At 47.3% G+C, this 26,088-nt stretch carries 23 protein-coding genes; 18 read left to right on the top strand and 5 right to left on the bottom strand.

All coding sequences use genetic code 11. The features are described 5' to 3' along the window. Positions 1-60 precede the first annotated feature (60 nt). From NKT06_RS23420 to NKT06_RS23395, 6 genes are all read left to right on the top strand, one after another. On the top strand, positions 61-948 hold the full coding sequence (locus NKT06_RS23420) for a carbohydrate ABC transporter permease (RefSeq protein ID WP_253439737.1): 888 nt from the start codon (positions 61-63) through the stop codon (positions 946-948). Continuing rightward, positions 941-1,786, top strand: coding sequence for a carbohydrate ABC transporter permease (locus NKT06_RS23415; RefSeq protein WP_036617294.1), 846 nt, complete (start codon positions 941-943; stop codon positions 1,784-1,786). The genes NKT06_RS23420 and NKT06_RS23415 overlap by 8 nt, the downstream gene beginning before the upstream one ends. Before the next feature lie 89 nt (positions 1,787-1,875). Continuing rightward, on the top strand, positions 1,876-3,372 hold the full coding sequence (locus NKT06_RS23410) for a glycoside hydrolase family 30 protein (protein WP_253439735.1): 1,497 nt from the start codon (positions 1,876-1,878) through the stop codon (positions 3,370-3,372). A gap of 305 nt (positions 3,373-3,677) precedes the next feature. Further along, entirely contained in the window at positions 3,678-6,716 is a 3,039-nt protein-coding gene (locus tag NKT06_RS23405) for a beta-galactosidase (RefSeq protein ID WP_253439733.1), read from the top strand. A gap of 500 nt (positions 6,717-7,216) precedes the next feature. Beyond that, entirely contained in the window at positions 7,217-8,545 is a 1,329-nt protein-coding gene (locus tag NKT06_RS23400; RefSeq protein WP_253439731.1) for a glycoside hydrolase family 43 protein, read from the top strand. 234 nt (positions 8,546-8,779) lie between these two features. Continuing rightward, entirely contained in the window at positions 8,780-10,624 is a 1,845-nt protein-coding gene (locus NKT06_RS23395) for an RICIN domain-containing protein (protein WP_253439729.1), read from the top strand. A 130-nt stretch (positions 10,625-10,754) separates the two neighbouring features. On the opposite strand, the gene solA is transcribed toward NKT06_RS23395, so the two are convergent. Further along, positions 10,755-11,888: an N-methyl-L-tryptophan oxidase gene (solA, locus tag NKT06_RS23390; RefSeq protein ID WP_367399902.1), complete on the bottom strand. Its 1,134-nt coding sequence runs from the start codon at positions 11,886-11,888 to the stop codon at positions 10,755-10,757. Positions 11,889-12,019: 131 nt separating this feature from the next. Here solA and NKT06_RS23385 point away from each other — a divergent pair, with 131 nt between their 5' ends. The 6 genes from NKT06_RS23385 to NKT06_RS23365 all read left to right on the top strand — a co-directional run bounded on the left by NKT06_RS23385 (position 12,020) and on the right by NKT06_RS23365 (position 16,182). Next, entirely contained in the window at positions 12,020-12,577 is a 558-nt protein-coding gene (locus NKT06_RS23385; protein ID WP_253439725.1) for a GNAT family N-acetyltransferase, read from the top strand. 86 nt (positions 12,578-12,663) lie between these two features. Further along, positions 12,664-13,419, top strand: a complete 756-nt coding sequence (locus tag NKT06_RS23380; RefSeq protein WP_253439723.1) for an exodeoxyribonuclease III — start codon at positions 12,664-12,666, stop codon at positions 13,417-13,419. Between the two features lie 233 nt (positions 13,420-13,652). Beyond that, positions 13,653-14,636 (top strand): alpha/beta hydrolase, encoded by a 984-nt coding sequence (locus NKT06_RS23375; protein ID WP_253439721.1) that lies wholly within the window; start codon positions 13,653-13,655, stop codon positions 14,634-14,636. A gap of 50 nt (positions 14,637-14,686) precedes the next feature. Next, the gene (locus tag NKT06_RS23370; RefSeq protein WP_165980244.1) at positions 14,687-14,833 is read left to right on the top strand and encodes a hypothetical protein; all 147 of its coding nucleotides are present in this window, start codon (positions 14,687-14,689) and stop codon (positions 14,831-14,833) included. Positions 14,834-14,861: 28 nt separating this feature from the next. After that, positions 14,862-14,993: a hypothetical protein gene (locus NKT06_RS31740; protein ID WP_301290109.1), complete on the top strand. Its 132-nt coding sequence runs from the start codon at positions 14,862-14,864 to the stop codon at positions 14,991-14,993. Positions 14,994-15,204: 211 nt separating this feature from the next. Next, positions 15,205-16,182 (top strand): diaminopimelate dehydrogenase, encoded by a 978-nt coding sequence (locus NKT06_RS23365; RefSeq protein WP_405170367.1) that lies wholly within the window; start codon positions 15,205-15,207, stop codon positions 16,180-16,182. 82 nt (positions 16,183-16,264) lie between these two features. On the opposite strand, the gene NKT06_RS23360 is transcribed toward NKT06_RS23365, so the two are convergent. Both NKT06_RS23360 and gdhA read right to left on the bottom strand, forming a co-directional pair. Next, positions 16,265-17,119: a pentapeptide repeat-containing protein gene (locus NKT06_RS23360; protein WP_253439719.1), complete on the bottom strand. Its 855-nt coding sequence runs from the start codon at positions 17,117-17,119 to the stop codon at positions 16,265-16,267. A 160-nt stretch (positions 17,120-17,279) separates the two neighbouring features. After that, a complete protein-coding gene (gene gdhA, locus NKT06_RS23355; protein WP_253439717.1) occupies positions 17,280-18,665 on the bottom strand; it encodes an NADP-specific glutamate dehydrogenase in 1,386 nt (461 codons plus the stop codon). 388 nt (positions 18,666-19,053) lie between these two features. On the opposite strand from gdhA, the gene NKT06_RS23350 reads away from it, so the two are divergent. The 5 genes from NKT06_RS23350 to NKT06_RS23330 all read left to right on the top strand — a co-directional run bounded on the left by NKT06_RS23350 (position 19,054) and on the right by NKT06_RS23330 (position 23,342). Next, positions 19,054-19,527, top strand: coding sequence for a GreA/GreB family elongation factor (locus NKT06_RS23350; RefSeq protein WP_253439715.1), 474 nt, complete (start codon positions 19,054-19,056; stop codon positions 19,525-19,527). Further along, complete coding sequence (locus NKT06_RS23345) at positions 19,517-20,023, top strand: cation:proton antiporter regulatory subunit (RefSeq protein ID WP_036617317.1); 507 nt, start codon at positions 19,517-19,519, stop codon at positions 20,021-20,023. Before NKT06_RS23350 ends, NKT06_RS23345 begins: the two co-directional genes overlap by 11 nt. 3 nt (positions 20,024-20,026) lie before the next feature. Next, the gene (locus NKT06_RS23340) at positions 20,027-21,232 is read left to right on the top strand and encodes a cation:proton antiporter (protein WP_253439713.1); all 1,206 of its coding nucleotides are present in this window, start codon (positions 20,027-20,029) and stop codon (positions 21,230-21,232) included. A 335-nt stretch (positions 21,233-21,567) separates the two neighbouring features. Further along, positions 21,568-22,284 carry an expansin ExlX gene (gene exlX, locus NKT06_RS23335; RefSeq protein ID WP_253439712.1) on the top strand — a complete coding sequence of 239 codons (717 nt, stop codon included), beginning with the start codon at positions 21,568-21,570 and terminating at the stop codon, positions 22,282-22,284. Positions 22,285-22,394: 110 nt separating this feature from the next. After that, complete coding sequence (locus NKT06_RS23330; protein ID WP_253439710.1) at positions 22,395-23,342, top strand: alpha/beta hydrolase; 948 nt, start codon at positions 22,395-22,397, stop codon at positions 23,340-23,342. Between the two features lie 74 nt (positions 23,343-23,416). Here the strand turns inward: NKT06_RS23330 and NKT06_RS23325 are convergent, their stop codons facing one another. Then, on the bottom strand, positions 23,417-24,295 hold the full coding sequence (locus tag NKT06_RS23325; protein WP_253439708.1) for a PhzF family phenazine biosynthesis protein: 879 nt from the start codon (positions 24,293-24,295) through the stop codon (positions 23,417-23,419). 210 nt (positions 24,296-24,505) lie between these two features. Here NKT06_RS23325 and NKT06_RS23320 point away from each other — a divergent pair, with 210 nt between their 5' ends. After that, positions 24,506-25,432, top strand: coding sequence for an NADP-dependent oxidoreductase (locus NKT06_RS23320; protein ID WP_253439706.1), 927 nt, complete (start codon positions 24,506-24,508; stop codon positions 25,430-25,432). Here NKT06_RS23320 and NKT06_RS23315 read toward each other — a convergent pair. Beyond that, entirely contained in the window at positions 25,416-26,051 is a 636-nt protein-coding gene (locus NKT06_RS23315; RefSeq protein WP_253442733.1) for a type 1 glutamine amidotransferase family protein, read from the bottom strand. The genes NKT06_RS23320 and NKT06_RS23315 overlap by 17 nt on opposite strands. Positions 26,052-26,088: the final 37 nt, after the last annotated feature.

Below are 26,088 nucleotides of genomic sequence, written 5' to 3'. Positions count from 1 at the left end.
CAGGTGGAATCGGCGTGAATGCGGGTTCCATCTGCTCTCTGCGTCATGGGAGGGCTTAACGTGAGAAAAAAGGACGGGAAATGGTTCTACATCTTCATCTCGCCTTGGCTGATCGGGTTCCTGGGGCTGACCCTGGGTCCGATCCTGTTTTCCATCTATATGAGCTTCACGAATTGGGATCTGTTCCAGTCCCCTGAATTCATCGGTATCGACAATTACAAAACGTTGCTGACCGATGATCCGATCTTCTGGAAATCCGTCGGCAATACCTTCTTCTATGCGCTGATATCCATTCCGCTGGGCATGTCGATCTCGCTCTGGATTGCATATTACCTGAATAAGAAGATCAAAGGAATTACCTTCTTCCGGATTCTGTTCTACCTGCCTTCCGTCGTTCCGGTGGTTGCAAGTTCATTGCTCTTCATTCACTTGCTTGCACCGACGGAAGGATTGATCAACCAAGCACTCGCAATCTTTGGTATTGAGGGTCCTGCCTGGCTTCTTGATCCCAACTGGGTTAAGCCTGCATTGATTCTCATGTCCTTATGGGGTGTAGGTGGCGGGGTGGTATTGCTGCTTGCAGGGATGAAAGGCATTCCGCAGGAACTGTACGAGGCCGCTGCCATCGATGGAGCGAAGAGTACGCAATCGTTCTTCCATATTACATTCCCGATGCTGACTCCTGTCATTTTCTTCAATCTGGTGACCGGTATGATCGGAGCGCTCCAGACCTTCGCGCAGGTCTTCATCGTCACTGCCGGCGGACCTGATAATGCAAGTCAGATGGTCGTTCCCTACTTGTTCCAGAATGCGTTCCAGTTCTACAAAATGGGATATGCATCAGCGATTGCCTGGGTACTATTCATCATCATCATGGCGTTGACACTGGTTGTATTCCGTTCATCGGCGCTATGGGTGCACTACGAGGAGGGAAAAGCCAATGAGTAATCCATCGACTGTGGAGAAGACGATATCCTATATTTTTCTGATTCTGGTCGGGGTGCTGCTTGCTTCGCCTTTCCTGTACATGATCTCCATTGCACTGGCCAGTGACGCAACAACCGTCAAATCAGCTTTTACCTTCGTTCCAATGGAGTTCCAATGGTCCAACTTTTATACGATTTTCACGAATAATAATCTCGGAACATATCTCAAAAACTCCGTCATCATTACCATCTTTACGATTGTTGGATCGGTATTGTCAGCTTCAATCGTATCCTACGGCTTTGCCCGAATCAAGGCGAAAGGCAGTCGTTTCCTGTTTATCGTGTTGCTCAGTACGATGATGATTCCGGGTGAGGTGACGATGGTACCGCAGTTCATCATCTTCCGTCATCTGGACTGGATTAATACATTTTACCCGCTGATCGTACCGAGTTTCTTCGCCGGAGCGTTCAACGTATTCCTGATTCGGCAGTTCGTCATGAGTATCCCCAAATCACTGGATGAAGCCGCCATGATCGATGGTATGGGACACCCGGGAATCTACTGGAAGATTATCATGCCACTGACTTATCCGATTCTGGCCGCTATTGCCATTTTCTCGTTTTCCTATAACTGGGGGAACTTCATGGGGCCGCTCATCTACATCAATGATCCGGAGAAAATGCCGCTTGCACTCGGGGTGCAGTTGTTGACTACGGTAGGGGGCGGACAGATGCCGCCATGGAACCTTGTGATGATTGCTTCTCTGTTCCTCACCATTCCGATGGTACTGGTATATCTGTTCGGACAACGTTATGTCTATGAAGCGAACATTAGCGGCGGAAGCAGCGGAATCAAGTAACAGAAGGTGTGTAGTGTGTGTATGTATTGAACCTGTTGTTCAAGGCCAATGAAGTCATTAACGTACATGGAGAAAGGATTGTTTAGCCCATGGCGCATAAAGAACAACGCAGCAGGAGTAAACGGAGTTACATCCTGATGGGTGTGGCCCTCGTTGCCCTGCTGGCAGGAGGAGGAATTGTTATCAATCATTTTGCCAATGAATCATCCAAAACACTTGTATTCCAAGAGGAACCGGTACGTTTGAAACTGGATCAGTCCTATGATCATTTTGAAGGCTGGGGCACGTCACTTGCCTGGTGGGCCAACGATCTTGGCTTATGGAAGGATCAGGCGAAGGTGAGTGAAGTGATGGATCTGGTCTTTGATCCGGAGAAAGGATTAGGTCTGAACATCGTTCGTTACAATATTGGCGGTGAGGAAAATCCGGAGATGCAAGCCCTCCGTCCCGGTGGGGATGTACCTGGCTTTCAGCCTGAACCTGGAGAGTGGGATTGGAATGCCGATGCAGGCCAGCGTGCTGTATTACAGGGCTCGATGGAGCGCGGCGTGAACATTGCCGAAGCTTTCTCCAATTCACCACCCTACTGGATGACGATTAGTGGATCGGTCACTGGAGCCGTGGATGGCGGCAATAACCTGCGTGACGACCAGTATGATGCGTTTGCCGATTATCTGACGGAAGTTGTGAAGCATTATCGGGACGAGTGGGGGATCACCTTCCGCACCCTGAATCCGCTCAATGAACCTTCCTCCGACTGGTGGAAGAAAGGCAATATGCAGGAAGGCAGTCATTTTACGAATGAGAAGCAGGCCGAGATTATCAAAAAAGTTGCTGCATCGTTGAAGAGCAAAGGACTGGATGGAACCGTCATTAGTGCCGCAGATGATAACAGCATTGATGAGACGGTGTTCAATTTCAATCTCTATGACCAGGACACACTGGACGTGATTCAGCAGATCAATACCCACTCTTATAATGGTAGCAAAATGGAAGAGCTGCGCACGTTGGCAGAACGCCATGGCAAGAAGTTGTGGATGTCCGAGTACGGAACAGGCGGCAGCGAGCCGCACAGTCATGAGGATATGACCTCGGTACAAGAGTTGGCGGAGCGAATCATGTTTGATCTGAAAATCATGCAGCCTTCCGCCTGGGTATACTGGCAGGCCGTTGAAGATGAAGGCGCCAATAATAATTGGGGCTTCATTCACGCCAATTTTAACGGAGAAGAGCAGTACGAGATGACCAAACAGTATTACGGTATGGCCCAGTTTACGAAGTTCATTCGTCCTGGCGCAACGATTATTCCAACGGATGATGGTCGCACGTTGGCTGCCTATGACGAGGAACGTCAACGACTGGTGCTGGTGATTCGTAATGAATTGTCGGCTGGAACAACGGCGTTTGAACTGGAAGGGTACACGTACGGAAAATCATCCACCGCGCAGGTGTATCAGACTTCACCAGAGCGAAATATGGAGCAGCTTGAAGACATTCCGGTGTATGCCAACGGACTTGAAGTGCCTACGGCAGACAATTCCATCACAACGGTTGTACTGGAAGGCGTAACGTTGCAGGCGAACTGATAGCAGCGATTGGAAGGATTCTGTCATCGTAGTTTCCGTATGAATATGAACAATATCATTTTGAACTAATCATTTACACAGAAACGAAGAGGACAGAAATAACTTGAAAAAGCGAAGCGGTCGCCTACAAGCTTTCTGCAAGAAAGCTACATCGGAAGCATACGCTATCCCCGGATTTTTCCTTTGAGAAAAGGGAATCAAAAAATCTGGGGATAACAGCGATCGGAAGGTTGTTCTGTCATCGGAGTGCCAGTGTAAATAATTTTAGTTCAATTTATATCAATAAAGAGAAGGAGGGGATATCTTTGACAGAGAAAGCATCCCTTTTGCTGCAGGAACAGGAGAAGAACATCGCCAGGGCTGAGAATGGTGTTCAATCCGAATTAACGTACGATGCACGCAGTTTTTTCCTGAACGGAGAGCGTGTATTTCTGAACAGTGCCACGATCCATTATTTCCGTATGCCGAAGGAGGAATGGCGTGAGGTTCTGCTGAAGGCGAAGCTGGCAGGCATGAACTGCATCGACACCTACTTTGCGTGGAATGTGCATGAACCGGAAGAAGGACAGTGGTCCTTCGAAGGGGACAACGATTGTGGCGCGTTTCTTGATCTGTGCGCAGAACTGGGCATGTGGGTCATCGCACGTCCGGGTCCGTTTATCTGTGCAGAATGGGATTTTGGCGGTTTTCCATACTGGCTTGGTACGAAGGACGGCGTGAAGTTCCGGGAGAATAATGAGACGTATCTGCACTATGTGAACCTGTACTTTGACCGGATTGTGCCGATCATTCGGGAGCGTCAGTTATCTGCCGGGGGCACGGTCATTCTCGTTCAGGTGGAGAATGAGTATGAGTACCTGATGGATGACGCCGCGGCAAGTGAACATATGAATACGCTGAGGGATGGATTGTTGCAACGTGGCATTGACGCTACGCTGATCACATGCGTTGGCGGGGCGGAAGGCACGATCGAAGGGGCTAATTTCTGGTCAGGTGCTGACGGGCATTATGAGAAACTTCGAGCCAAACAGCCAGACACCCCGAAGATGGTCACGGAATTCTGGACCGGATGGTTCGAGAATTGGGGAGGACCTTCGGCTATTCAGAAGACGGCGCCTTTGCTGGAGAGACGCATCATGGAGATTCTGCGTGCCGGGTATACCGGAATCAGCCATTACATGTTCTACGGCGGCACCAATTTTGGTGGTTATGGTGGCAGAACGATGGGTAGCAGTGACATCTTCATGATTACGTCTTATGACTATGATGCACCACTAAACGAATATGGTCGGGTTACACCGAAATATGCGGTAACCAAGAATCTGTCTTACTTCGTCCATGCTTTCGGGGCCTTTCTGATGGAAACAGAGGAAATTCCAGAAGAACAGATCGTTGTACGTCATCCTGAAGGCATATCTGTACGAGGCAGACAGGCAGACAACCAGAAAATGTGGTTCCTAGAGAGTCACAAGGATGAACGCGAGACGATGCACATTACGCTTGAAGAAGGGCGTACTCTTCCCGTATCGCTGAATCCGGGTCAGATTGTTCCCTTGCTGGATCGAGTAGCGATTGCTGAAAATGTATACCTGACTGCGGGTACGATGATTACGGGCAATGAAATGATCAATGGAGAATTGACCCTGTTCATCGTGGCCCCAGCAGGGCAGCGTTCCATAGTTGAACTGGAAGCCGTGGACTTGAACGTCATGGACAGTTCGGTGCAAGTGCTGGTCGAGCATGATTCGGCAAGGAACGTACACCGCTTCGACCTGTTCCATTTCCAGGAGCCGGGAATGATCCAACTGGATGCAAACGGCACACCGATCCGTTTCGTCATTCTGGATCAAGAGATGATGAATCGAACATGGCGATTGGAAGCAACAGATCAGAAGGGACTACGTTATGTGATCGGCTTCGATGACGTGGACGTGATGTCATCTGGTCAGGTCAAGGGCATGATCACAGATCCGGATCGCACGATTACGCTGCTTGGTGACTGGACCGATGGAGAACGGACGTTAACAGGTCACGAATTCTTTGCCAGCGAGGAGTCTATTGCAGGTATACAGAAGCAGCGTCCATGGACATCACCTAGTGCGCCGACGTTATCTGCTTCTCCTGAGCTGTCTCGTATTACGTTAACTGCGAAGCAACGCTCGGCGAGTGGACAACCGGAAGACTTTTCTCGGTATGGACAAGATTTTGGTTATCTATTGTACGAATGTGATTTCGAGAGTGCAACCGAAGGGATGACCAGTCTCATTTTGCCAGATATTCAGGATACCGCCAGGATTGTTGTCAATGGAGTACAACAGGTACTGGTTCGTCAGGTAGGTGCCGCAGGAGTTCAGTTACAAGTAGTCCAGGGGAGGAACACACTTCAGATTCTGGTGCAGAATATGGGCAGATTGAACTTCTCTCCGTATTTGGGTGAGAGCAAAGGTCTGGCTGGTGCTGTGTATCTGGATGGCCAAGTTCAGGATATTCGTCGGGATTGGCTTACGGAGAGTGGACTTGTGCATCTCGATGAGGTGAACTCTCTCCAAGGATCGCCACTTCTGAGCAGAAGCTTTACGCTGGATCGTATGGATCGGGCGATTCTGGTAGGTGCCTTGAGTAAAGGCCTCCGTATCAATGGCATCGAAGTTCCGATGGAAGGATATCAAGATTGGTTTGCTTTCCAGACGCTAGACATTTCCTTGTATATCAAGCCTGGAGAGACGAATACACTGGAAATGCCGTATAGCCAATCCTCACTGAATCGACTGGAACTGATTACATATCCGAGTCAGGGAGAACTGAAGGATTGGCGTATGGCAGGAACGGATGCTTTACTCCCGGAACATTGGGAGAGTACCGAGACAGGGCAAGAACTGGCTCAACGTAGCGTACAGGGGTCAATCCAGCGTACGGCACAGCCTGGTGTCGCCAAAAGTGGCAATTGGAATGCCAACCCAGTGACCGATACCTCAGACGGTGGAGGCTCACGTGCTGCGGTGAGCGAGAAGTCTAAACCCACATCTAATGCTCTTCAAGCACAAGGCTCGCACGGTCAGCCTGTCTGGTACCGCTGGCATTTTACCAAGCCTGTAGTATCCGAGCATCATAAGTTGAACTTGATGCTTCGCCTGACCGGTATGAGCAAAGGAACCATTCACCTGAATGGACATCATCTGGGTCGTTACTGGCAAATTGGTCCACAAGAGGATTATAAGATTCCGGTATCGTGGCTACAGGATGATAATGAATTACTTTTGTTCGATGAAGAAGGCAGAACGCCAGAACGCGTACGTTTCCTTTTAGATGCGCCATCCCGTTATCCGTGGGTTGTGGTGGAGTAGTTCATGTATGAGTCGGTAGCTGTCTTACCAATATCCAACTATGGTTCGGAACGATAATTGAACCGGGAGAGTTCAAGTTGGAGCATTTTTTTGAAGAAATAGATTAGGACTAGAAATCAGCATCACATACCGCATAAGTTTACCTTTTATCGCAAGCCATAACACCTCATTTTCTTAGCCAAATTGACCTGGGTTTGTGAGTCATCTGATTCAGTCCTTTGAGTGAGCTAGGCTAAGGGAATGGGGAAACTATGGTCATCAGGTTTTTACAATAAGCATAGGGAACATTTGTAGCAATGTTTTTTGTAACCGTTTACATAAAAGTTGATTGTTCATCCATGATCTGTGAAGGGAGTGATGCTTCATGTAATTGGAATTTGATCAGGTAGTCGTAAGGTGTGCTTATAGAGGGATGACTCCAAGATAACGTTTAAATCGGCTGTAAGGTATGTTAAGTCTAATTCATTATTCCTTTCAACCCTGGATAAGGAGATGACCTGATGTTAACGAAGAGGAAAGACAGCGCAAGAGGACTCAGCGGTTTCAAGGCCGGAATGATCCTGCTGCTCGGAACATTGCTTCTATTAACCATGGTATTCCCCAATACAGCCAGAGCAGCGACAAGTGTCTATACGATATCCGCCTTCACGAACACAAGTGAGTCCAATATGTACATCTATGAATCGTATAATGCGACACACTATGGTTTGCTAAAAGGGCCAGCCTATACACCTCCGGCCGATCTGATCCGCGATCCCAGCATCATGAAGCACACAGATGGTTTATATTACGTCGTCTACACCACGAACTGGTCGGGTAACACCATCGGCATCGCCTCAAGTCCGGATAAGGTAAACTGGACATTTGTCCGTAACATTACATTATCCACACCTACCACAATCGCACACACCTGGGCACCGGAATGGTTCAAAGACAGCAACGGCAGTCTGAACATTATCGTGTCCCTCTCACCAGGCAACTATGAGAATTTCAAACCTTATGTCATTACCGCTTCAGGTAGCAATCTGGCTTCATGGTCTGCACCTACTGAACTGGCAGGCATTGCTCCCAATTATATCGACACTTTTATTGTGAAGACAGGCTCAACCTATCATGCGTTTACCAAGAACGAAACCACCAAATACATCGAATATGCGACAGCCACTTCGCTAAAGGGTCCTTATACCTTCAAAGGTACAGGAGATTGGGCAGGTTGGGGATCCTGGGTAGAAGGTCCGGCGCTTGTTCAGCTGGATAATGGTTCATGGCGAATCTACTTTGACGGCTATGCGACACAAAAATATTATTACAGCGACTCTGCTGACAACTTCCAGACCTGGGGTGCCAAACAAGAGATTGCGGGTCTTACCGGACTGGTCCGGCATATGACCGTATTGAAAGAGTCCGGACAGCCGGGTGATATCCGCAAGCTGGAGTCATTCAATGTGCCGGGCAGCTTCATTCGTCACTACAACTATCAGGCACGGATCGATGCCAGTGTTAGTCCGGCGGAGGATGCACAATTCCGTATCGTTCCCGGGCTGTCGAATGCAACAGGCATTTCGTTTGAGTCCATGAATTATCCGGGTTATTTCCTGCGCAATAATAATGGCAACATTACACTTGTGAAAAATGACGGCAGCGCTACGTTCCGAAATGACGCCACGTTCAGACGTGTCAATGGACTTGCTAACACCAGTTGGACATCGTATGCCTCGTTTAGTAACCCAAACCTGTATCTGAGACATTACAACAATGTGCTGAAATTGGAAGCTGTAGTTACCGCACTTGATAAGTCAGACGCGACCTTCCTAGAGGTTGCACCATAATGGGTGTTTTTTTTCTAAGTTAAACTATACATTTACACGATAACGGAGAGGTCAGAAATAACTTGAAGAAGCGAAGCGTGCGCTTAAAAGCTTTCTGAAAGAAAGCTGCATCGGAAGCATACGCTATCCCCGGATTTTCCCCTTTTAAAGAATAATTTAAAATCTGGGGATAACAGTGATCGGAAAGTTGTTCTGACATCGGAGTGCAAGTGTAAATCATAAGGAGTGAAGCGGATGAAGTGGTTAAAACGAATGAGCTCGCTGCTGCTGGCAGGAAGTCTGCTAACAGGCGGTTTGGGTCTGGGCACAGAGGTATCTGCTGCAGGAGCATACACGGCAGTTGCCGATCCATCCAAGCAATATCAGACGATGGAAGGCTGGGGAACATCCCTCGCGTGGTGGGGCAAAGTGGTTGGAGAATATTCCAATCGGGATGAGTATGTGGAGAAAATGTTCAATGCAAATACCGGACTGGGGCTGAACATCCTGCGGTACAACATTGGAGGCGGGGATAATCCATCATCCAATGTCCTTGAATATCGCAAAGCCGTTCCTGGTTACCAGCCTTCTCCAGGCGTGTATGATTGGAATGCAGATGCAAACCAACGATATATGCTGCAGGCTGCCAAAGCTCAAGGCGTGAATATCATCGAAGCTTTTGCGAATTCCGCACCTTACTGGATGACGATCAGTGGCAATGTATCCGGTTCGGCCAATGGAGGTAATAACCTCAAGCCTGATTACTACGATGATTTTGCCGATTATTTAACCGAGGTTGTGAAGCATTTTCGGGATAACTGGGGGATCACATTTGATAGTGTAACTCCGCTCAATGAACCGATCTCGACGTGGTGGAAACAGGGGAATGATCAGGAGGGTATGCACTTCGACCGGGCGGATCAGAACACCATTCTGAGTCAGGTACAAGCTTCGTTGAATACGAAGGGCCTGTCCACGAAGCTGAGCGCACCGGAAGAATACAGTATTGATGATACCAATGTGTCGTTTAACAGCTACAGCAATGCGGTTAAATCAGCGATCACTCAGATCAACACCCATACGTATGGCGGAAGCAATCGTACTGCTTTACGCAACACAGCGACGTCTGCGGGCAAACATCTGTGGACCTCGGAATATGGCGATGGGGATGCAAGTGGACTTACGATGTCACGTACCATTCTCAAGGATATTCGCAATATGGGCGCAAGTGGATGGGTGTATTGGCAAGCCGTGGATAGTGCCGACGGATGGGGATTTTTCAAGAACGTGTTGAACAATACGCAGACGTCCAGTTACACCGTGAACCAAAAATATTATGTCATGGGCAATTACAGCAAATTTATACGTCCTGGATACAAGATTATCGGCATGAGTGATGCCAATACCCTTGCAGCCTATGATGCAGCTTCTGGCAAAGTGGTACTGGTTACAACCAATTCGGAATCGACGGATACAACGGTAACCTATGATCTCAGTCGTTTTACGAACACAGGCACATCTGCTCAAGTACATCGGACCTCTTCAACGGAGAAGTTGCAGCAACTGACCAATATTTCCGTGCAAAATAAAACCTTTACCGCTACAGCCAAGGCCAACTCGGTCACAACCTACGTCATTTCCGGTGCAACTTACAATGGTAGCACGGGGTATGAAGCCGGGGCCATCTACAAATTAATCAACCGTAACAGTGGACTTGCACTTGATGTTAACGGTGCTTCTTCTACGGGCGGGGCAACAATCATTCAATGGAATGATAATGGAGCAGCCAACCAGCAGTGGAAGCTGGAGTCTACAGGCAACGGATATTACAACATCCGCAATGTAGGCAGTGGCCTTTTATTAGACGTGAATTCGGGTTCTACACAAGGCGGAGCCGCTCTGATTCAGTGGCAGGATAACGGGGGCAACAATCAGCAATGGCTGCCAATTGATGTGGGAGGATATGTGGTACTTGCGAATCGGAACAGTGGTCTGACGGTTGACATCAATCAAGGTTCTCTGACCGCGGGCGCCTCCACCATTCAGTGGGCCGACAATGGCGGAGCCAATCAGCAATGGAGGTTAGTCAAAGTTAATTAGTGTGTGTACGCATGAATTAAACGTCATTGCGTGTCCTTCTTTCTTGGAGGTGCAGTGCTCTAAGCAACACTGCACCCTCAAGGAAAGTAGCTATTTTAGACATACATATAATCATCCACCCGGCTGTTACTTAACGAAAACGGGATAGGGCGAACCTGCTAATATCCTGATCCGTGTGCCCCGATTGCACCAATTCGGATAGAATCTGTCCAATGGCACTTGCGAACTTGAAGCCGTGACCGGAGAAACCGCCTGCGAGCCATACACGTTCATGGGCAGGGTGTCGGTCGATAATAAAATCTTCATCCGAAGTGAATTCATACTTGCACACACTACCACGTTTCAATTCTCCAGCTGCCTGAGGCATATGAAGTTCGAGCAGCCTGCGCAGATCACCCTCGTCCGTTTCTTCCGTACCAAAAGGAGCCATTGTACTTCCTGGTGTCCACACCTGGCCTGTATCATGACGACCCATCTTTAGACCTGATCCGCCAATGCTTGGAAATCCATAATATGTACCTTCTTTTCCTGCCAATGTAAAACCGGGGAAATGTGCCTTGCCATACAACTCTTCTGGTGCATCAAACCATCCAACCGTTTTACGCACTGCCTGAATCGGGAGATCCACAAAAGGTTTCAACGTCTGAAACCAGGCACCAGCGCTTAGAATGATTTGATTCGCGTAGTATGTCTCACCGCCTGAAGTCTGAACTGCCACGGAATGTGGCCCGTATTCGATATGCTCCACACGAGTGTTAGTTAACAAGGTGGCGCCATGAGCCTCGGCTGCTTTGCGAAAGGCACGAATACAGGGTTCACTATACAGATAACCCGCATCAGGTTCATACATGCCCTCGTAATGTTCAGGTACTGTAATACCTGGCCAGCGTTTCATCACCTCGGCTGCGTGCAAGGTTTCATAACGAATGCCTGCATCATCTGCATGGCTCAATCGGTTGCGGAAGGAATGAATTTCCGGATCGACCACATTCAATACACCAGAAGGAACAAAAAGTTGGTCTCCAGTCGTTTCCTCCAGCTCGTGCCATAACTTCTGCGCAAGCAGTGCCATGGCAATATAGTCAGGCCCACCACTGTACACATGGCGCATTAGTCTGGTATCTCCGTGATGACTTCCTTCCGTATGCGGAGGATCAAAGGCATCAATTAATAAAGTTTTGCATCCACTGCGCGATAGATAATACCCAGCACTCATACCCATGGAGCCGGCTCCAACGATAATAACGTCATATGATTGTGTGATAATAGCACGTCCTCTCCTATGTACCCTTTTATACAGTAATGCCTTAATAGAACATATTAATAGTAAAAGCTTGATGAAGGCAAGTGTAGTAAAATGGACTTCTATAATGAATGTTGCAGAGGAGACCAAGCATGAGTGAGCAATTTACATTTGATTTATTTCCATTAATTCATACAGAACGATTCATCCTCCGGTCGGCAGAGACTGAGGACAGCCATGATCTGGTGGCGTTATATTCCGATGAAGCTGTGGTTCAATATATGCCATTCACTCCCTTTGAATCCGTGGAGGATGCACAGGGTGAGATGAACTGGTATACGAAGATTTTCAAGGAACACACAGGTTTACGCTGGATGATTGAAGACCGTGAAACTCGTAAAGTGATCGGAACCTGTGGGTTCCTGAACTATGAAGATGTACATAACCGTGCTGAGATCGGATACGACTTGCGTTCGGCTTTCTGGGGCCGCGGTGTGATGACGGAAGTGGCCCATGCTGTGCTGCATTTTGGATTCATGAGCTTGCAGCTCAATAAGATCGAAGCGAAGGTCGAACCTGAGAACAAGGCGTCAATTCGCCTGTTACACAAGCTGGGTTTTCAGAAGGAAGGCGTACTTCGACAGCATGAGTTCGAGAAAGGCAGATATATTGACCTTGCGGTGTTCTCCAAGTTACGAAGCGAAATATAGGCGAACTTCATCTCATTTCCAGGTCGTGAACCTTGTCCCCTCGAATTCGTCCGTGCTATATTGGAGAGATGTGAGGAGATGAGGATATGAAGCTGGTGTCCTGGAATGTGAATGGCTTAAGGGCATGTGTGACGAAAGGATTCATGGATTATTATCAGGAGAGTCAGGCGGATATTTTCTGCCTTCAGGAGACCAAATTACAAGCTGGACAGATTGAGATGGACCTGGGGGAAGATGTTTATCAATATTGGAATTATGCGATCAAAAAAGGATATTCCGGGACGGCTGTATTTAGCCGAATCAAGCCTGTATCCGTTCGTTACGGGATGGAGGAGGACAGCGAGCCGGAAGGGCGGATGATTACGCTGGAGTACGATGAGTTTTATCTGGTGAACGTGTATACACCAAATGCCAAGCGGGATCTCACCCGGCTGCCCTACCGTCTGGAATGGGAGGACCGATTCCGGGCTTATATTCTGCAACTGGAGCAAACCAAGCCGGTTATCGTCTGTGGTGACCTGAATGTGGCTCATCAGGAGATCGATCTGAAGAATCCGAAGCCCAATCTGGGCAATTCCGGCTTTACCCTTGAAGAGCGTGGCAAGATGACCGATTTGCTTGCTTCCGGGTATGTGGACAGCTTCCGCCATCTGTATCCGGATCGTACGGATGTGTACAGCTGGTGGTCTTATATGCCGAAAGTCAGAGAACGGAACGTGGGCTGGCGCATTGATTATTTTCTCGTATCCAATCAATTGGCACCTAGGGTGGCTGATGCACATATCGACTGCCATGTGATGGGCAGTGATCATTGCCCGGTGGGTCTTACATTGCAACTATAGGTAAGGATCAGCGTGAGATAGATTGTGTTATGAAGCCTAGAATACAAAGTATAGATGAACTGCAAGTTTCCTGAAGGGGAGATTTGCAGTTTTTTTGCGTCACGGGTAGGGGAATGAGACTGGACTTTGGTTGGGGAAAGGACTGGACTCGGGATTGTTTCAATCCCGCTATTTCTTGGGTACGATTGAAGCATACATATATAGATGAACCTTGGGAATAAGGGGTAGAGAAGATGAAGAAGGGGTTACGGAGAGGGTTAAAGGTGCTGGGAGGCATGATGTTTGCCACAGGACTTTTGCTGCTGGCAGGTACAGCGTATGAAGCGTATCAATCCACGCAGGATATGAAGTCCTATCCCCCGCCGGGCAAGTATTATGAAGTGAGTGGTCGCAACATGCATCTCTACACCGCTGGCAGAGGAGAAGTTACGGTGGTTTTTGCCTCAGGCTGGGGTACACCCAATCCGTACGTGGATTTCAGTCCGTTGTATGACAAGTTGAAATCAAAGGTGAAAATTGCGGTATACGATCGATTTGGTTACGGATACAGCGACTATACGGATGAACCTCGTGATGTCGATACCATCTCGGATGAGATCCACCAATTGCTGCGAACATCCGGGCAACGTCCACCATACATCATGGTTGCTCACTCTCTGGGTTCGCTGGAGACACTCCGGTTTGCGCAAAGGTATCCTGATGAGGTGGCTGGCATAGTCATGATCGATGGAGGCAGTCCTGAATATTACAGTACGGTGGAGATGGATACGCCCGAATGGTATTTTGCTTCAGCTCGATTCCTGGTGAAAACAGGCGTAGCGCGTACACTGCTTCATTCGGATCGGATGATGGCAACGCTGGTCATCGACCCGAAGTTGGTTTCTACGCCAATGAAAAAAGCCGCCACTATCTCTACATTGAAGCATGCTTACAATGATAACGTAATGGATGAGATGCGTCACTCCAAGATCAATGCATCACGTGTGCTGGAGAACAAAAAGCAGTTTTCTTTTCCTCTGACAATCCTGACGGCCGGATCAGATCAACCAAGTGAGGGGAGTCGGGCATGGCAAGCAGATCAAGCAAAATTTGCTTCATGGTCAAAACAAGGAAACCAGCAACTTGTTCCTGACGCCGAGCATTATATTCATAACAGTCAGCCGGATATTGTCGCTGCCGAAATCATGAAATTAGTGCCAACGTCGAGTGACCTATGAGTAAGATGATCCCACAAACACATGATGAACAGGATGAGGAGGAGGGCTGGATGAAAAAGTTTAGAGTGATCACCCGATTCCTGTCCATACTGGTAGCCAGCTGTCTATTGTCTTTAAGTGTATTATCTGTATCTGTGATATGGGTCAAGAATAACGTTCATGCGGTGCCTGTAATCCAGTCGTTTGAACGTGATTAGCACATAAAACGAAGAAGAAGGAGTGGTAATGGATGGTGAAGAAAAGGAATTATGTATTAGCCTGTGCAGCACCGGTGATGATGGCGGTCTTCCCAAAAAGTTGACGGATGCGGGACAGGAAGGCGTCATTGAACTGACGTTGACCTGGACAGAATCATAAGCACGAGATAAGGGCTATTGTTGGTTCCTGCTTTCTTTCTTCCTAAAATAATGAATGAACGCCATAATACCTTGCATACGGAGCCGCATTATTGCTGCACCGCTGCAAGGTATTTTTATTTCGAACTGGAAACCTGACAGGTTACATGGTATGTTATATCTTTATAATAGAGTAATAGACAACTATAGAAGAAGACAGGAGAGGATTGAACATGATTAGAGTGGGTATTGTTGGTTACGGTAACTTGGGTAAAGGTGTAGAGAAAGCCATTTCCCAGAACGAGGATCTTGAACTGATTGCTGTGTTTACACGTCGTAATCCGGAGCAGATGGTCGCTGAAAGCACAGAAGTTCGTTTTGAGCATATCTCTGCAGCGGAGCAATACATAGGCAAGATCGATGTTATGATCCTCTGTGGTGGCTCGGCAACGGACCTTCCGGAGCAGACACCAGCCATCGCCAAGTTGTTCAATACGGTAGACAGCTTCGATACACATGCCAAGATTCCTGAATTCTATAAGGAAGTGAATGCTGCGGCAGAGCAAGGCGGTCATGTAAGTGTCATTTCCACAGGTTGGGACCCAGGCTTGTTCTCGATGAACCGTCTTCTTGCACAGTCCATTCTGCCAGAAGGAAAAGAGTACACGTTCTGGGGCAAAGGTGTGAGCCAAGGTCACTCGGATGCGATTCGTCGTGTTCCAGGTGTTAAAGCGGGTGTGCAGTATACGGTTCCTGTTGAAGAGGTTATCAACCGCATTCGTGCAGGAGAAACACCAGAGCTGTCTACACGTGAGAAACATCTTCGTCAATGTTATGTGGTAGCTGAAGATGGTGCTAATCAGGATGAGATCCGTGAGACGATTGTGTCGATGCCTAACTACTTTGCAGATTACGATACAACTGTAACGTTCATTACCGAAGAAGAATTGAAATCCGAGCATGAAGGTATGCCGCATGGTGGATTTGTAATTCGCAGTGGGGTTACAGGTGCCGGTCAAAAGCAAATTATTGAATTCGGTCTGAAACTCGACAGCAATCCTGAATTTACAGCGAGTGTACTTGTAGCGTATGCGAGAGCCGCACAACGTTTGAGCGTGGAAGGACATAAGGGTGCAAAAACGGTATTTGATATTCCGCTGGGTCACCTGTCCCCGAAATCGGCTGAAGATCTTCGTCGCGACTTGTTATAATTCTGCTTCGTTCCTGTAGTTCGTTTCAATAACAAACAGCTCGTCCCTGGATATCCAGGCCGAGCTGTTTTTTTTGTTTTTGCTACACCCAGTGTGAGGGAATGTTGAGATGATCAGGTAACTTGGTATTCACATTACCTTTGGCTGCATTAATCTGCGATTGCGTCAGGAAGATGCCACCTCTCAGGTCTGCACCGCCCAGATCCGTATCCCGCAAGTCTGCACCGATCCAATCAGCATTTCGTATATCTGCATTTTGGAGATTGGCTGCGATCATTAAAGCCCCCCGGAAGCTTGCGCTCCGCAGGTCAGCTCCTTTTAAGTTGGCACCAAAAAAGTCACTTCCGCTACGTTTTTTACTCTTCTTCGACTTCCCTTGTCCATGAGCCGCGGGTGGCACATTCGCGCGTACCATTTCACTGGCCTGAACCAAGAGTTGATTCACCGAGGAACGATAATGGGTGATGTCCAGACGGAGGAGGGCAGCAGGCTCCAGATTGCTCAAGCGTTCGATCTCCTCATATAACTCACCAAATGCCGAGTGAAGGGATGACGTCTCCGGTCTCATCATCATTTCCTTTATATAACTGAGCAACTCGTGAAGTTGTCGCAAGGCAGGCAGACAATCAAACATCTCCTTTGCAGACTCCGGATGATCACGCCAATCCTTACCCGCGTAGGTCACTTGGGACAGCTTCTGTCCAGCTCCGAAACAGTCGTATACGGTACAGCCTTTGAACCCTTTCTGCCGAAGCTGGGTATGGATACCGCAGCGATTGTCCGTGCGCAGATTGGGACAGGGTGTGCCGCTGGCCTTATCAAAAGCAAAGTCAGATGACTTGCCGTATGGTAAGGCAACACAGCACAGGCCAAAACATTGCTCGCAGTCTGCGCTCAGATGAGGACTCGCAGTGCTGGCAAATGGTTGGTTAGACAATGTAAACACTTCCTTTAATAGTACAAAAAGATGAAATTACGTCAGTACCACTTTACCATTGCCCTGCGATTAGAGCAATTAAAGACAATGAAAAAAAGGCGTTTCCCAAATAAGAATAAGATGGGAACGCCTTTTAATCGTGGAGAATCACGTATTCAAATTAAACTACACCTTGAGCGATCATGGAATCGGCTACCTTAAGGAAACCAGCGATATTCGCTCCGGCTACGAGGTTGCCTTCACAGCCATACTCTTCAGCAGCTTCTACACAACTGTTGTAGATGTTCTTCATGATGTCATGAAGCTTGGCGTCTACTTCTTCAAATGACCAGGACAACCGCATGCTGTTCTGTGACATTTCAAGAGCAGACACGGCTACACCACCAGCATTAGCCGCTTTGGCTGGACCAAACAGCACGCCTGCGCCGTGGAAGACGTCAATCGCAGCCAGGGTGGAAGGCATATTTGCACCTTCGCCAATGGCCTTCACGCCACCTTTGACCAGAAGGGCAGCAGCTTCTTCATCGATCTCATTTTGCGTCGCACATGGAAGAGCGATATCACAAGGGATAGACCAGATTCCTTCACAGCCTTCGGTATATGTAGCATGCGGATGTTCTTTGATGTATTCGCTGATGCGAAGACGATCAACCTCTTTCAGACGTTTCACGGTATCCAGGTTGATGCCTTGTGGATCGTGTATGTAGCCACCTGAGTCACTGCATGCCACGACTTTGGCTCCAAGCTCCTGGGCTTTCTGAATAGCATAGATGGATACATTACCAGAGCCAGAGACAACGACTGTGCTGTCTTGGAAGCTGAGGTCTTTGGATTGCAGCATCTCCTTCACGAAGTACACACAGCCGAAGCCAGTGGCTTCCTTGCGTGCCAAGCTTCCTCCGTACAGCAGACCTTTTCCTGTCAAGACGCCTGCTTCATGCCCACCATGGATACGTTTGTATTGGCCGAACATGTAACCGATTTCCCTTGCGCCTACACCAATGTCACCTGCCGGTACATCGGTATCGGAACCGATATATTTGTACAGTTCTGTCATGAAGCTTTGCGTGAAACGCATAACTTCCAGATCCGATTTTCCTTTGGGATCGAAGTCAGAACCGCCTTTACCACCGCCAATAGGCAGACCGGTCAACGCATTTTTGAAGATCTGTTCGAAGCCAAGGAACTTGATGATGCCCGAGTATACAGAAGGGTGGAAGCGAAGTCCGCCTTTGTAAGGACCGATGGCACTGTTGAATTGCACCCGGAATCCACGGTTAACCTGAACTTTGCCCTGATCATCTACCCATGGGACACGGAATGTGATTACACGCTCGGGTTCGACCAGCTGTTCCAGCAGACTATGGTTCCGATATTTCGGGTGTGCTTCAATAACAGGAATAAGGGAATCCAGAATTTCTTTGACAGCTTGATGGAACTCATCTTCGTGCGGATTTCTGGCGACAACCGACTCATAGACGGAATGAACATATTCTGCGGCAGTAACTTGAACGGACTCTGTAGTTTCTTTTGTTATCGTGGACACTTTTTCGATGCACTCCTTTATTGTGTTAAAGTCTGTAGATGCTTATTTGCATAAATTGAATAAAAGTTTGTAGTTAAATATACAGTAAAGCAAATAAAAATACGAGATAAAAAACCATAAAATGTTTTTTATGCAGTAATTAAAATGTTCTATGGATCTACCACATGATGTGAAGAATTAAGTTATTAAATGGAAGATATGACCACAAATGATAATATAAAAGCAAGTTAGACGAATATACTGGATTAAAATATTAGTTTTGGTAAGATGGTAAGAAGGTCTCGTATCCCGGGGCCTTTTAACAATCAGAAGGAGGACAACAAGATGATGAAGAGAAACATGCCAATCAACATGGAGAACAAGGCTTGTATAGGGGGTGAAATCTATTATGAACCATAGGACTTCCCGCCATAATTGCAGAGAGAAGCTGGTGAGCCAGCTATTTACATTCGGTGAAGAGAAAAGAACATTTCTCGACGCCTATTTCGACGTGCGTGATCCAGAGCGAATACAAATGGAAAAACAACTGCTGGCTTATACAGAGTATGTAGAAAAACTGCTCCTGGGTCCTGATGAAGATCTGGACTCGGCTGTATTGATCGGCAGTCATATTGATTTCGAATATATCGATTTTCATACGTCAGATTCATTCATGATTGTCATGCCAGAAGATACGGATCCGGATGAAGGTCGTATTTCCTTCCTCTCTCCAGTAGGGAGTCAATTACTGCTTGGTAGTAAAGGGGAAGTTAGGTCTGTTCATACACCATCAGGTTCCATGAGGATACGCATCACCGGGATTGAACTGCGGGGCGAAACCTTGAACGAGTCGGCTTTAGGAGGTGCAGATCATGCACTTTAAAGAAACAGACTTACCAGGGATTGGACGTAAATACTGGCTGCATACCCGTAGTGGTGAGCACTTGGTCATTGTGATTCATAACGACGAAAGGCGTGACCTGTTCCATATGGAGTCAGGGGATACACCTGAAGAGGTGGGTGATATGGTATCTCTTGTCACTCTGGACGATGATGAAGCCCGGGCGGTAGCCGCCATCGTTGGTGGTATGACCTATAAACCGAAGTTTCAAGATGAGCGTGAAGTGATGCTTGAAGGGTTGTTAATCGAATGGCTACGAATTGAACCTCACGCAGCAAGCGTAGGCATGACGATTGGTGAACTGGATATCCGTCAGGCTACGGGCGCTGTTATTCTTGCTGTGGTGACCAAGGATAAGGAGAAGCATTTTAATCCAGGTCCGGATTATGCTTTTACCGCGGGAGCTACAATTGTCGTTGCCGGTGAACGGAATCAGATTAAACACCTCAAACAATTGTTGACTGATGGACGGACTTAGCCTATGGATATGCTCATATTCGAAGTGGGAATTGCCGTTGCGCTGATTACACTTACTGGGCTGATATCTTCACGATTACGATTTTCGGTCATTCCTTTCTATATTCTGATTGGTATGGCTGTTGGACCACATGCACCACAGATTGGCATAGTGGACTTGCGTTTTATCGAAAGTTCGACCTTTATTGAATTTATGGGCAGGCTTGGAATTTTGTTTTTGCTATTTTACCTGGGTCTGGAGTTCTCGGTCTCCCGTCTATTAAAGTCTGGTAAAGCCATTCTGACCGGAGGCATGTTCTATGTAGGGCTTAATTTTGTCTCTGGATTACTGTTGGGGTGGTTCATGGATCTGCCCCTTCAGGAGACTCTCGTTGTCTGTGGGATCATGACGAGCTCTTCTACAGCCATTGTAGCCAAAGTGCTCGTTGATCTGAAACGCACAGCAAACCCTGAAACAGAGATTATTATGGGCATGATCATGTTCGATGACTTGTTCATCGCGATTCATATCTCCATCCTGACCGGGCTTGTGCTCAGCGGGGCAACTTCATTCTTAAGTGTTCTGCTGGTATCGCTGTCTGCCCTGCTGTTTATTGTGCTGTTCCTGATTATTGGCAGGAAAAGCATCAAATATATTGATAAGGCACTGAATATCAAGTCATCAGAGTTGTTCCTGCTTACCGTCATGACACTGCTCTTCCTGGTGGCTGGTTTCTCGGAGACATTGCATGTAGCGGAAGCCATTGGAGCATTGATGATGGGTCTTGTGCTGGGCGAATCAAGACATGTCAGTCGGATTGAGCACCAGATCATGCCTTTCAAAGATTTTTTTGGTGCCATTTTCTTCTTCAGTTTTGGTCTGACCATCGAGCCTTCTTCACTTGGCGGAGCGATTGGCATGACGATCATTGCCGTTATTCTGACGATCGCCAGTAATTATGGTGCAGGCATGATCGCTGGCAGATTGGCTGGAATGAGCCCTAAGGCCTCGTTGAATGTGGGCTTTACCCTGGTCTCCCGGGGCGAATTCTCCATTATCATGGCGAATATTGGCAAGGCCGGAGGGCTGATGGCATCCATCCAATCGTTTGCCGTATTGTATGTGTTAATTCTGGCTGTGCTGGGGCCTATCTTGACAAAAGAATCTCCGCGGATTTACGCATCGTATGAGCGACTAAGGAAGCGGATGAAACGAAGGGAAACGGGTTGAGTCAAACGCTGGCTGTCCTTGGAGAGACCGGGTATTCTGACCGTAGTGTTTAATAGGCGTCACACCATTCGGAGAGCGAAATTACTCCGGGGTGTGGCGTTTTTTATTACTGGGAACCCATCATTACAGCCTTGTTATTATACCTCTTCCATCAATTTATGGTATGTATCCATATCTTGTGCGTGGTCATGAATGTTCAAGTCCACAGGCAGGACTTTGGATGCGATTTGGCTGAAATGGATTGAAAATAAAAAGTTATTATGTAAAATAATGTTATATTTAAATCTAGCAGTTGAACGTACTTTTAAACTGAGAACGTAGAGGGGGAATAGCTCATGAACAAGAAAAGTAGATTTCAACGGTTAAAATGGGCCAGTACAGGGATTTTGCTCAGTCTCGTATTATTTGCTCTACCTGCATCTGCTGCGTGGAACGATACATATCAGGGTTACGCGACGTATACGGGCTCAGGTTACTCAGGAGGTGCGGTGTTGCTTGATCCCATCCCGGCGGACATGAAGATTACTGCACTTAATCCGTTCCAACTCAATTATAACGGTGTCAAAGCCGCTTTAGCGGGAGCCTATCTCGAGGTGCAGGGTCCTAAAGGCAAAACAACCGTCTATGTAACAGACCTCTATCCAGAGGGCGCCAGCGGAGCGCTGGATCTCTCACCGAATGCTTTTAACCTGATCGGTGACCCAAAGGCAGGCAAAATCAATATCAGCTGGAACGTGGTCAGAGCCCCAATTCAAGGCAACGTCTCCTATCGGATCAAGGAAGGCAGCAGTCAGTGGTGGGCAGCCATTCAGGTCCGCAACCATAAGTATCCGGTGTTGAAGTTCGAAGTGAAACAGAAGGATGGTACGTGGCTCAATCTTGAAAAGCAGGACTATAATCATTTCCTCGGAACCGGATTGGGCAAAGAAAAACTAAACGTTCGTATTACCGATATTCGCGGTCAGGTATTAAATGACACGATCCCGGCTCTGCCTAATGATGGGTCAGGTGGTGCATACATCGTACCGGGAAATGTACAGTTTCCCGATTGACAGATATATGGAAGGTGTTATAAAAAGAAGTATGTTTATTGACGTATTCTTAACGAAAAGTCGTACACTGTACGGCTTTTTTTGTATACGAAAAGAGGAGAATGTACCGTATGAAAAAAAGTTTGCCTTCATATCAGACAACACATCCCTATTGGAAACAGTATCAGGCCTTTTTCCCGGAAGAAGTGAGGTTAGGGGAGCATAGAGCTCCTGAGGAAGAATGGTGGGAGTCAAATGGGGTTCATCTGCATATCGATCGTTTACCTGCGCCGGAGTCTTCAATCAAAATTCTATTCATTCATGGTGCGGGAGGCAATGGCAGGTTGCTCGCTCCGTATGCTCGTATGTTGCAGCGACATGGATACGAGGTGGTATCGCCAGATCTTCCGCCGTATGGATTAAGTTACGCAAAGTCTGGTACACGTATTAACTACGAACTTTGGATAGAGTTACTTGTTTCACTCATCGAACGGGAACACAAAAAAGATGGCAAGCCCATCGTTGTATTGGGAAGTAGCATCGGAGGGATGCTTGCCTATCACACCAGTGCACGCAGCAAGCGTGTTAAGGGTTTGATCGCAACTACATTTGTAGACACGAGTAATCAAGAAATGCGTGATCAGCTTGCACCGAATCGTCTGGTGAGCCGGGCGGGAAAACGGATGATGGATCTGTTCCCTGGTCTGCTGGATCATGTACGTATTTCGGTCAAACAGGTATCCCGAATGAAACTGATTACTAATAACAAGGACTTAACCCGGCTTATTATGGATGATCCACAAGCGGCAGCTACACGTATTCCGTTGGAATTATTAAGAACATTCCTTAATAAAAAACCGGAGGTAAGCCCGGAACAGTTCAACCAGTGTCCGGTCCTGTTAGTTCACCCTGAACTGGACCCCATGACACCAATCAGGTTCAGCCAATCTTTTTTTGATCGACTGGTGGTCGATAAGGAATGCATCATTTTGGAGGGTGCAGGGCATTTTCCTATAGAGCAGCCAGGACTGAACCAGTTGGAGGTAGCGGTATTACGATTTTTACAACAAATTCAATGATGACCACAAGCCAGGCTACTACGCTGCTTCGCATAAGATAGTTTACATATCCTAAGTACGGAAAACACCTCCCATTAAGGGAGGTGAATTTGAATGTTTTTGATATGAATTGCACGGCCTCCAACCTGAATCTGTGTAATTTCATTGGAGCTGTCCAAAGTTAATCTGGCTCGGATTTCGGAGGGGCGGTTCATGGTGTACCCTTGTCTGATCGTATACGTGAGATGATGAGGATCTGTAAGCTGGTTGTAATGGTGTAAATAACAGAGCATGGCACCATTGGAGGTACCCGTTGCACTCTCTTCCGGTATATCATACAGTGGTGCAAAATTACGACATTCGGTCAGAACGTCCATAACATCTGATTCGAGTGTAAACACGTGATAACCTATGGCATGATGAGCCTTGCTTATTTCCGTGATACGCTGGAAGTCAGGATCGATTTTGGTCAGAACATCAACATCTTTAACGGCTATCATGATATCGGGTAGCCCGGTAGACACAATCTGTACAGGTAGCTCGGGATGCAAATCCTCCATAGAAATACGTAACGAATCAGCAACCTGCTGTCGATCCACGATCTCGCCAAACTCCGGCAACGTTTGAGACAGATAGACTTCTCCATTGACTGCGATATCGACTTTAAGAATTCCGGCCAGTGTCTCCAGTGTATATGTACCAACATTAACGAGCTGCTGTGTCTTCATTAGATAAAATAAAGCAATTGTGGCATGTCCACATAGATCGACTTCATTATTTGGGGTGAAATAACGCACTTTGAAATCAGCCTGATCCGACGGCATAACAAATGCAGTCTCTGAAAAACCGACTTGTCTGGCAATCTCCTGCATCTGAGATTCAGACAAATGCGCTGCATGTAAAACAACACCTGCGGGATTTCCGCCAAGAGCCTTGTCCGAAAATGCATGTAATGTACTCACTTCAACTTCCATATCGTTACCTCGCTTGTTCAAGTATTGGATTAGGTATTGGATTAAGGTATAACATAATCGATAATCGACATTATATCACGATTGTTGAACTGGATAGTGAATCCCAGATTGCTGTGATTTTTTGAATGAATAGGTCAAGTGAATGCTGGGAAAGGGTAATGAAGGGAGAGAGAGTATAACGATAATGCAATGGAAAGGCTGGGATCTCTAATGAAAGCAATTGTGATTGAGGAATTTGGTGGAGCGGAACAATTGAAGGAACAAGAAGTAGCCAAGCCAGCATGTGGAGTGAATCAGGTGCTGATCCGAACCCATGCCACGTCGGTCAATCCGGTGGATTTCAAAATCAGACAAGGTGATATGAAAGAAGCAGCAGGGAATTTTCCGTTAATTCTGGGCGGCGATGTTGCGGGGACTGTGGCTGAAGTAGGCTCGAATGTCACGCGGTTCAGAGAAGGTGACCGGGTATTTGCACGTCCGCGCCAATTCGGAACTTATGCAGAATATGTTGCCGTCGATGCAGACATTATTGCCCGTATACCGGAGAGTTTGAGCTTCGAGGAAGCAGCCGCAATCCCGCTGGCTGCGATGACGGCTTGGCAAGCCCTTGTGGATCATGGACGTTTAGCCAAAGGGCAGAAGGTACTCATCCATGCTGGTGCAGGTGGTGTGGGAACGTATGCCATTCAGATTGCCAAGTCCCTCGGCGCTGAAGTGGCTTCAACGTCCAGTGATTCAAACGAGGGGTTACTTCGCTCGTTGGGTGTGGATCATTTTATCAACTATAAAAAAGAAGATTTCTCAGAGATTCTCTCCGGTTATGATGTTGTATTGGACACCATGGGTGGTGATATTCAGCGCGGCAGCTTCAAGGTGTTGAAGTCCGGCGGGCATCTGGTATCCTTGGTGGAACAACCGGATGAGAAGCTTGCCAAGGAAGCTGGAGTAACGGCCAATGTTTTCATGATGGAGCCCAAAGGGGATCAACTGGATCAGTTGGCTGAACTGGCTGCGGAAGGCAAACTCAAATCGGTTATTGATGGAACCTACCCGTTAACTGAGCAGGGAGTAAGGGAAGCACATGAGAAAAGCGAAACCCATCATACGCGTGGGAAACTCGTCATTCAGGTGCAATAGAGTTCATTAACTCATAGAAGTATGTTGACTCTTGAGTCCGATACAGATTGTACCAGGCCTGTAATGTTTCTGGTGCGAAGACATCTAGCTTCTTCAGTACATGCATCGTGAATTCTAACGGAGCTATTCCAGATGCAGTAACTACATTTCCATCGGTTACTGCTGGCTCCGTTTGATAATATGTTTCTCCGGTATAATCTGGACATATCATCTTCAGGTATTCCAGATCATTGCTTGTATGCTGTATGGAGTCCAGTAACCCGATCTTTGCGAGTCTAACTGTGGCACCACAAATTGCTGCGACAACCGTACCTTTTTCTATAGCGTCAGTAACTTTTTTCAATAGGGGATCATGGATGGTGTCCATCCAGGTGTTTCCTCCTGGAAGAATGATGACGTCGTTACCTTTCAACGTACATTCATCAATAGAAATATGGGGAAGGATATTCAATCCGCCCATGGTAGTTACCGGATGTTTATCCACACCTACAGTCACGACCTGTAAAGGCTCAATATCTTTTTTAAAATATCTTCCCGAGTTCAGTTCAGCAGTTAAATAACCTACCTCCCAGTCTGACATCGTATTAAATACATAAAGATATATGTTCTTCTTTTGCATCATACACACCCCTTTTGTTATTCATGATTGAATGGAT

The organism is Paenibacillus sp. 1781tsa1 (assembly GCF_024159265.1).
Taxonomy (GTDB): Bacteria; Bacillota; Bacilli; order Paenibacillales; family Paenibacillaceae; genus Paenibacillus.
The sequence above is the reverse complement of the archived record's forward strand: the minus strand, read 5'-3'. Positions and strand labels throughout refer to the sequence as shown.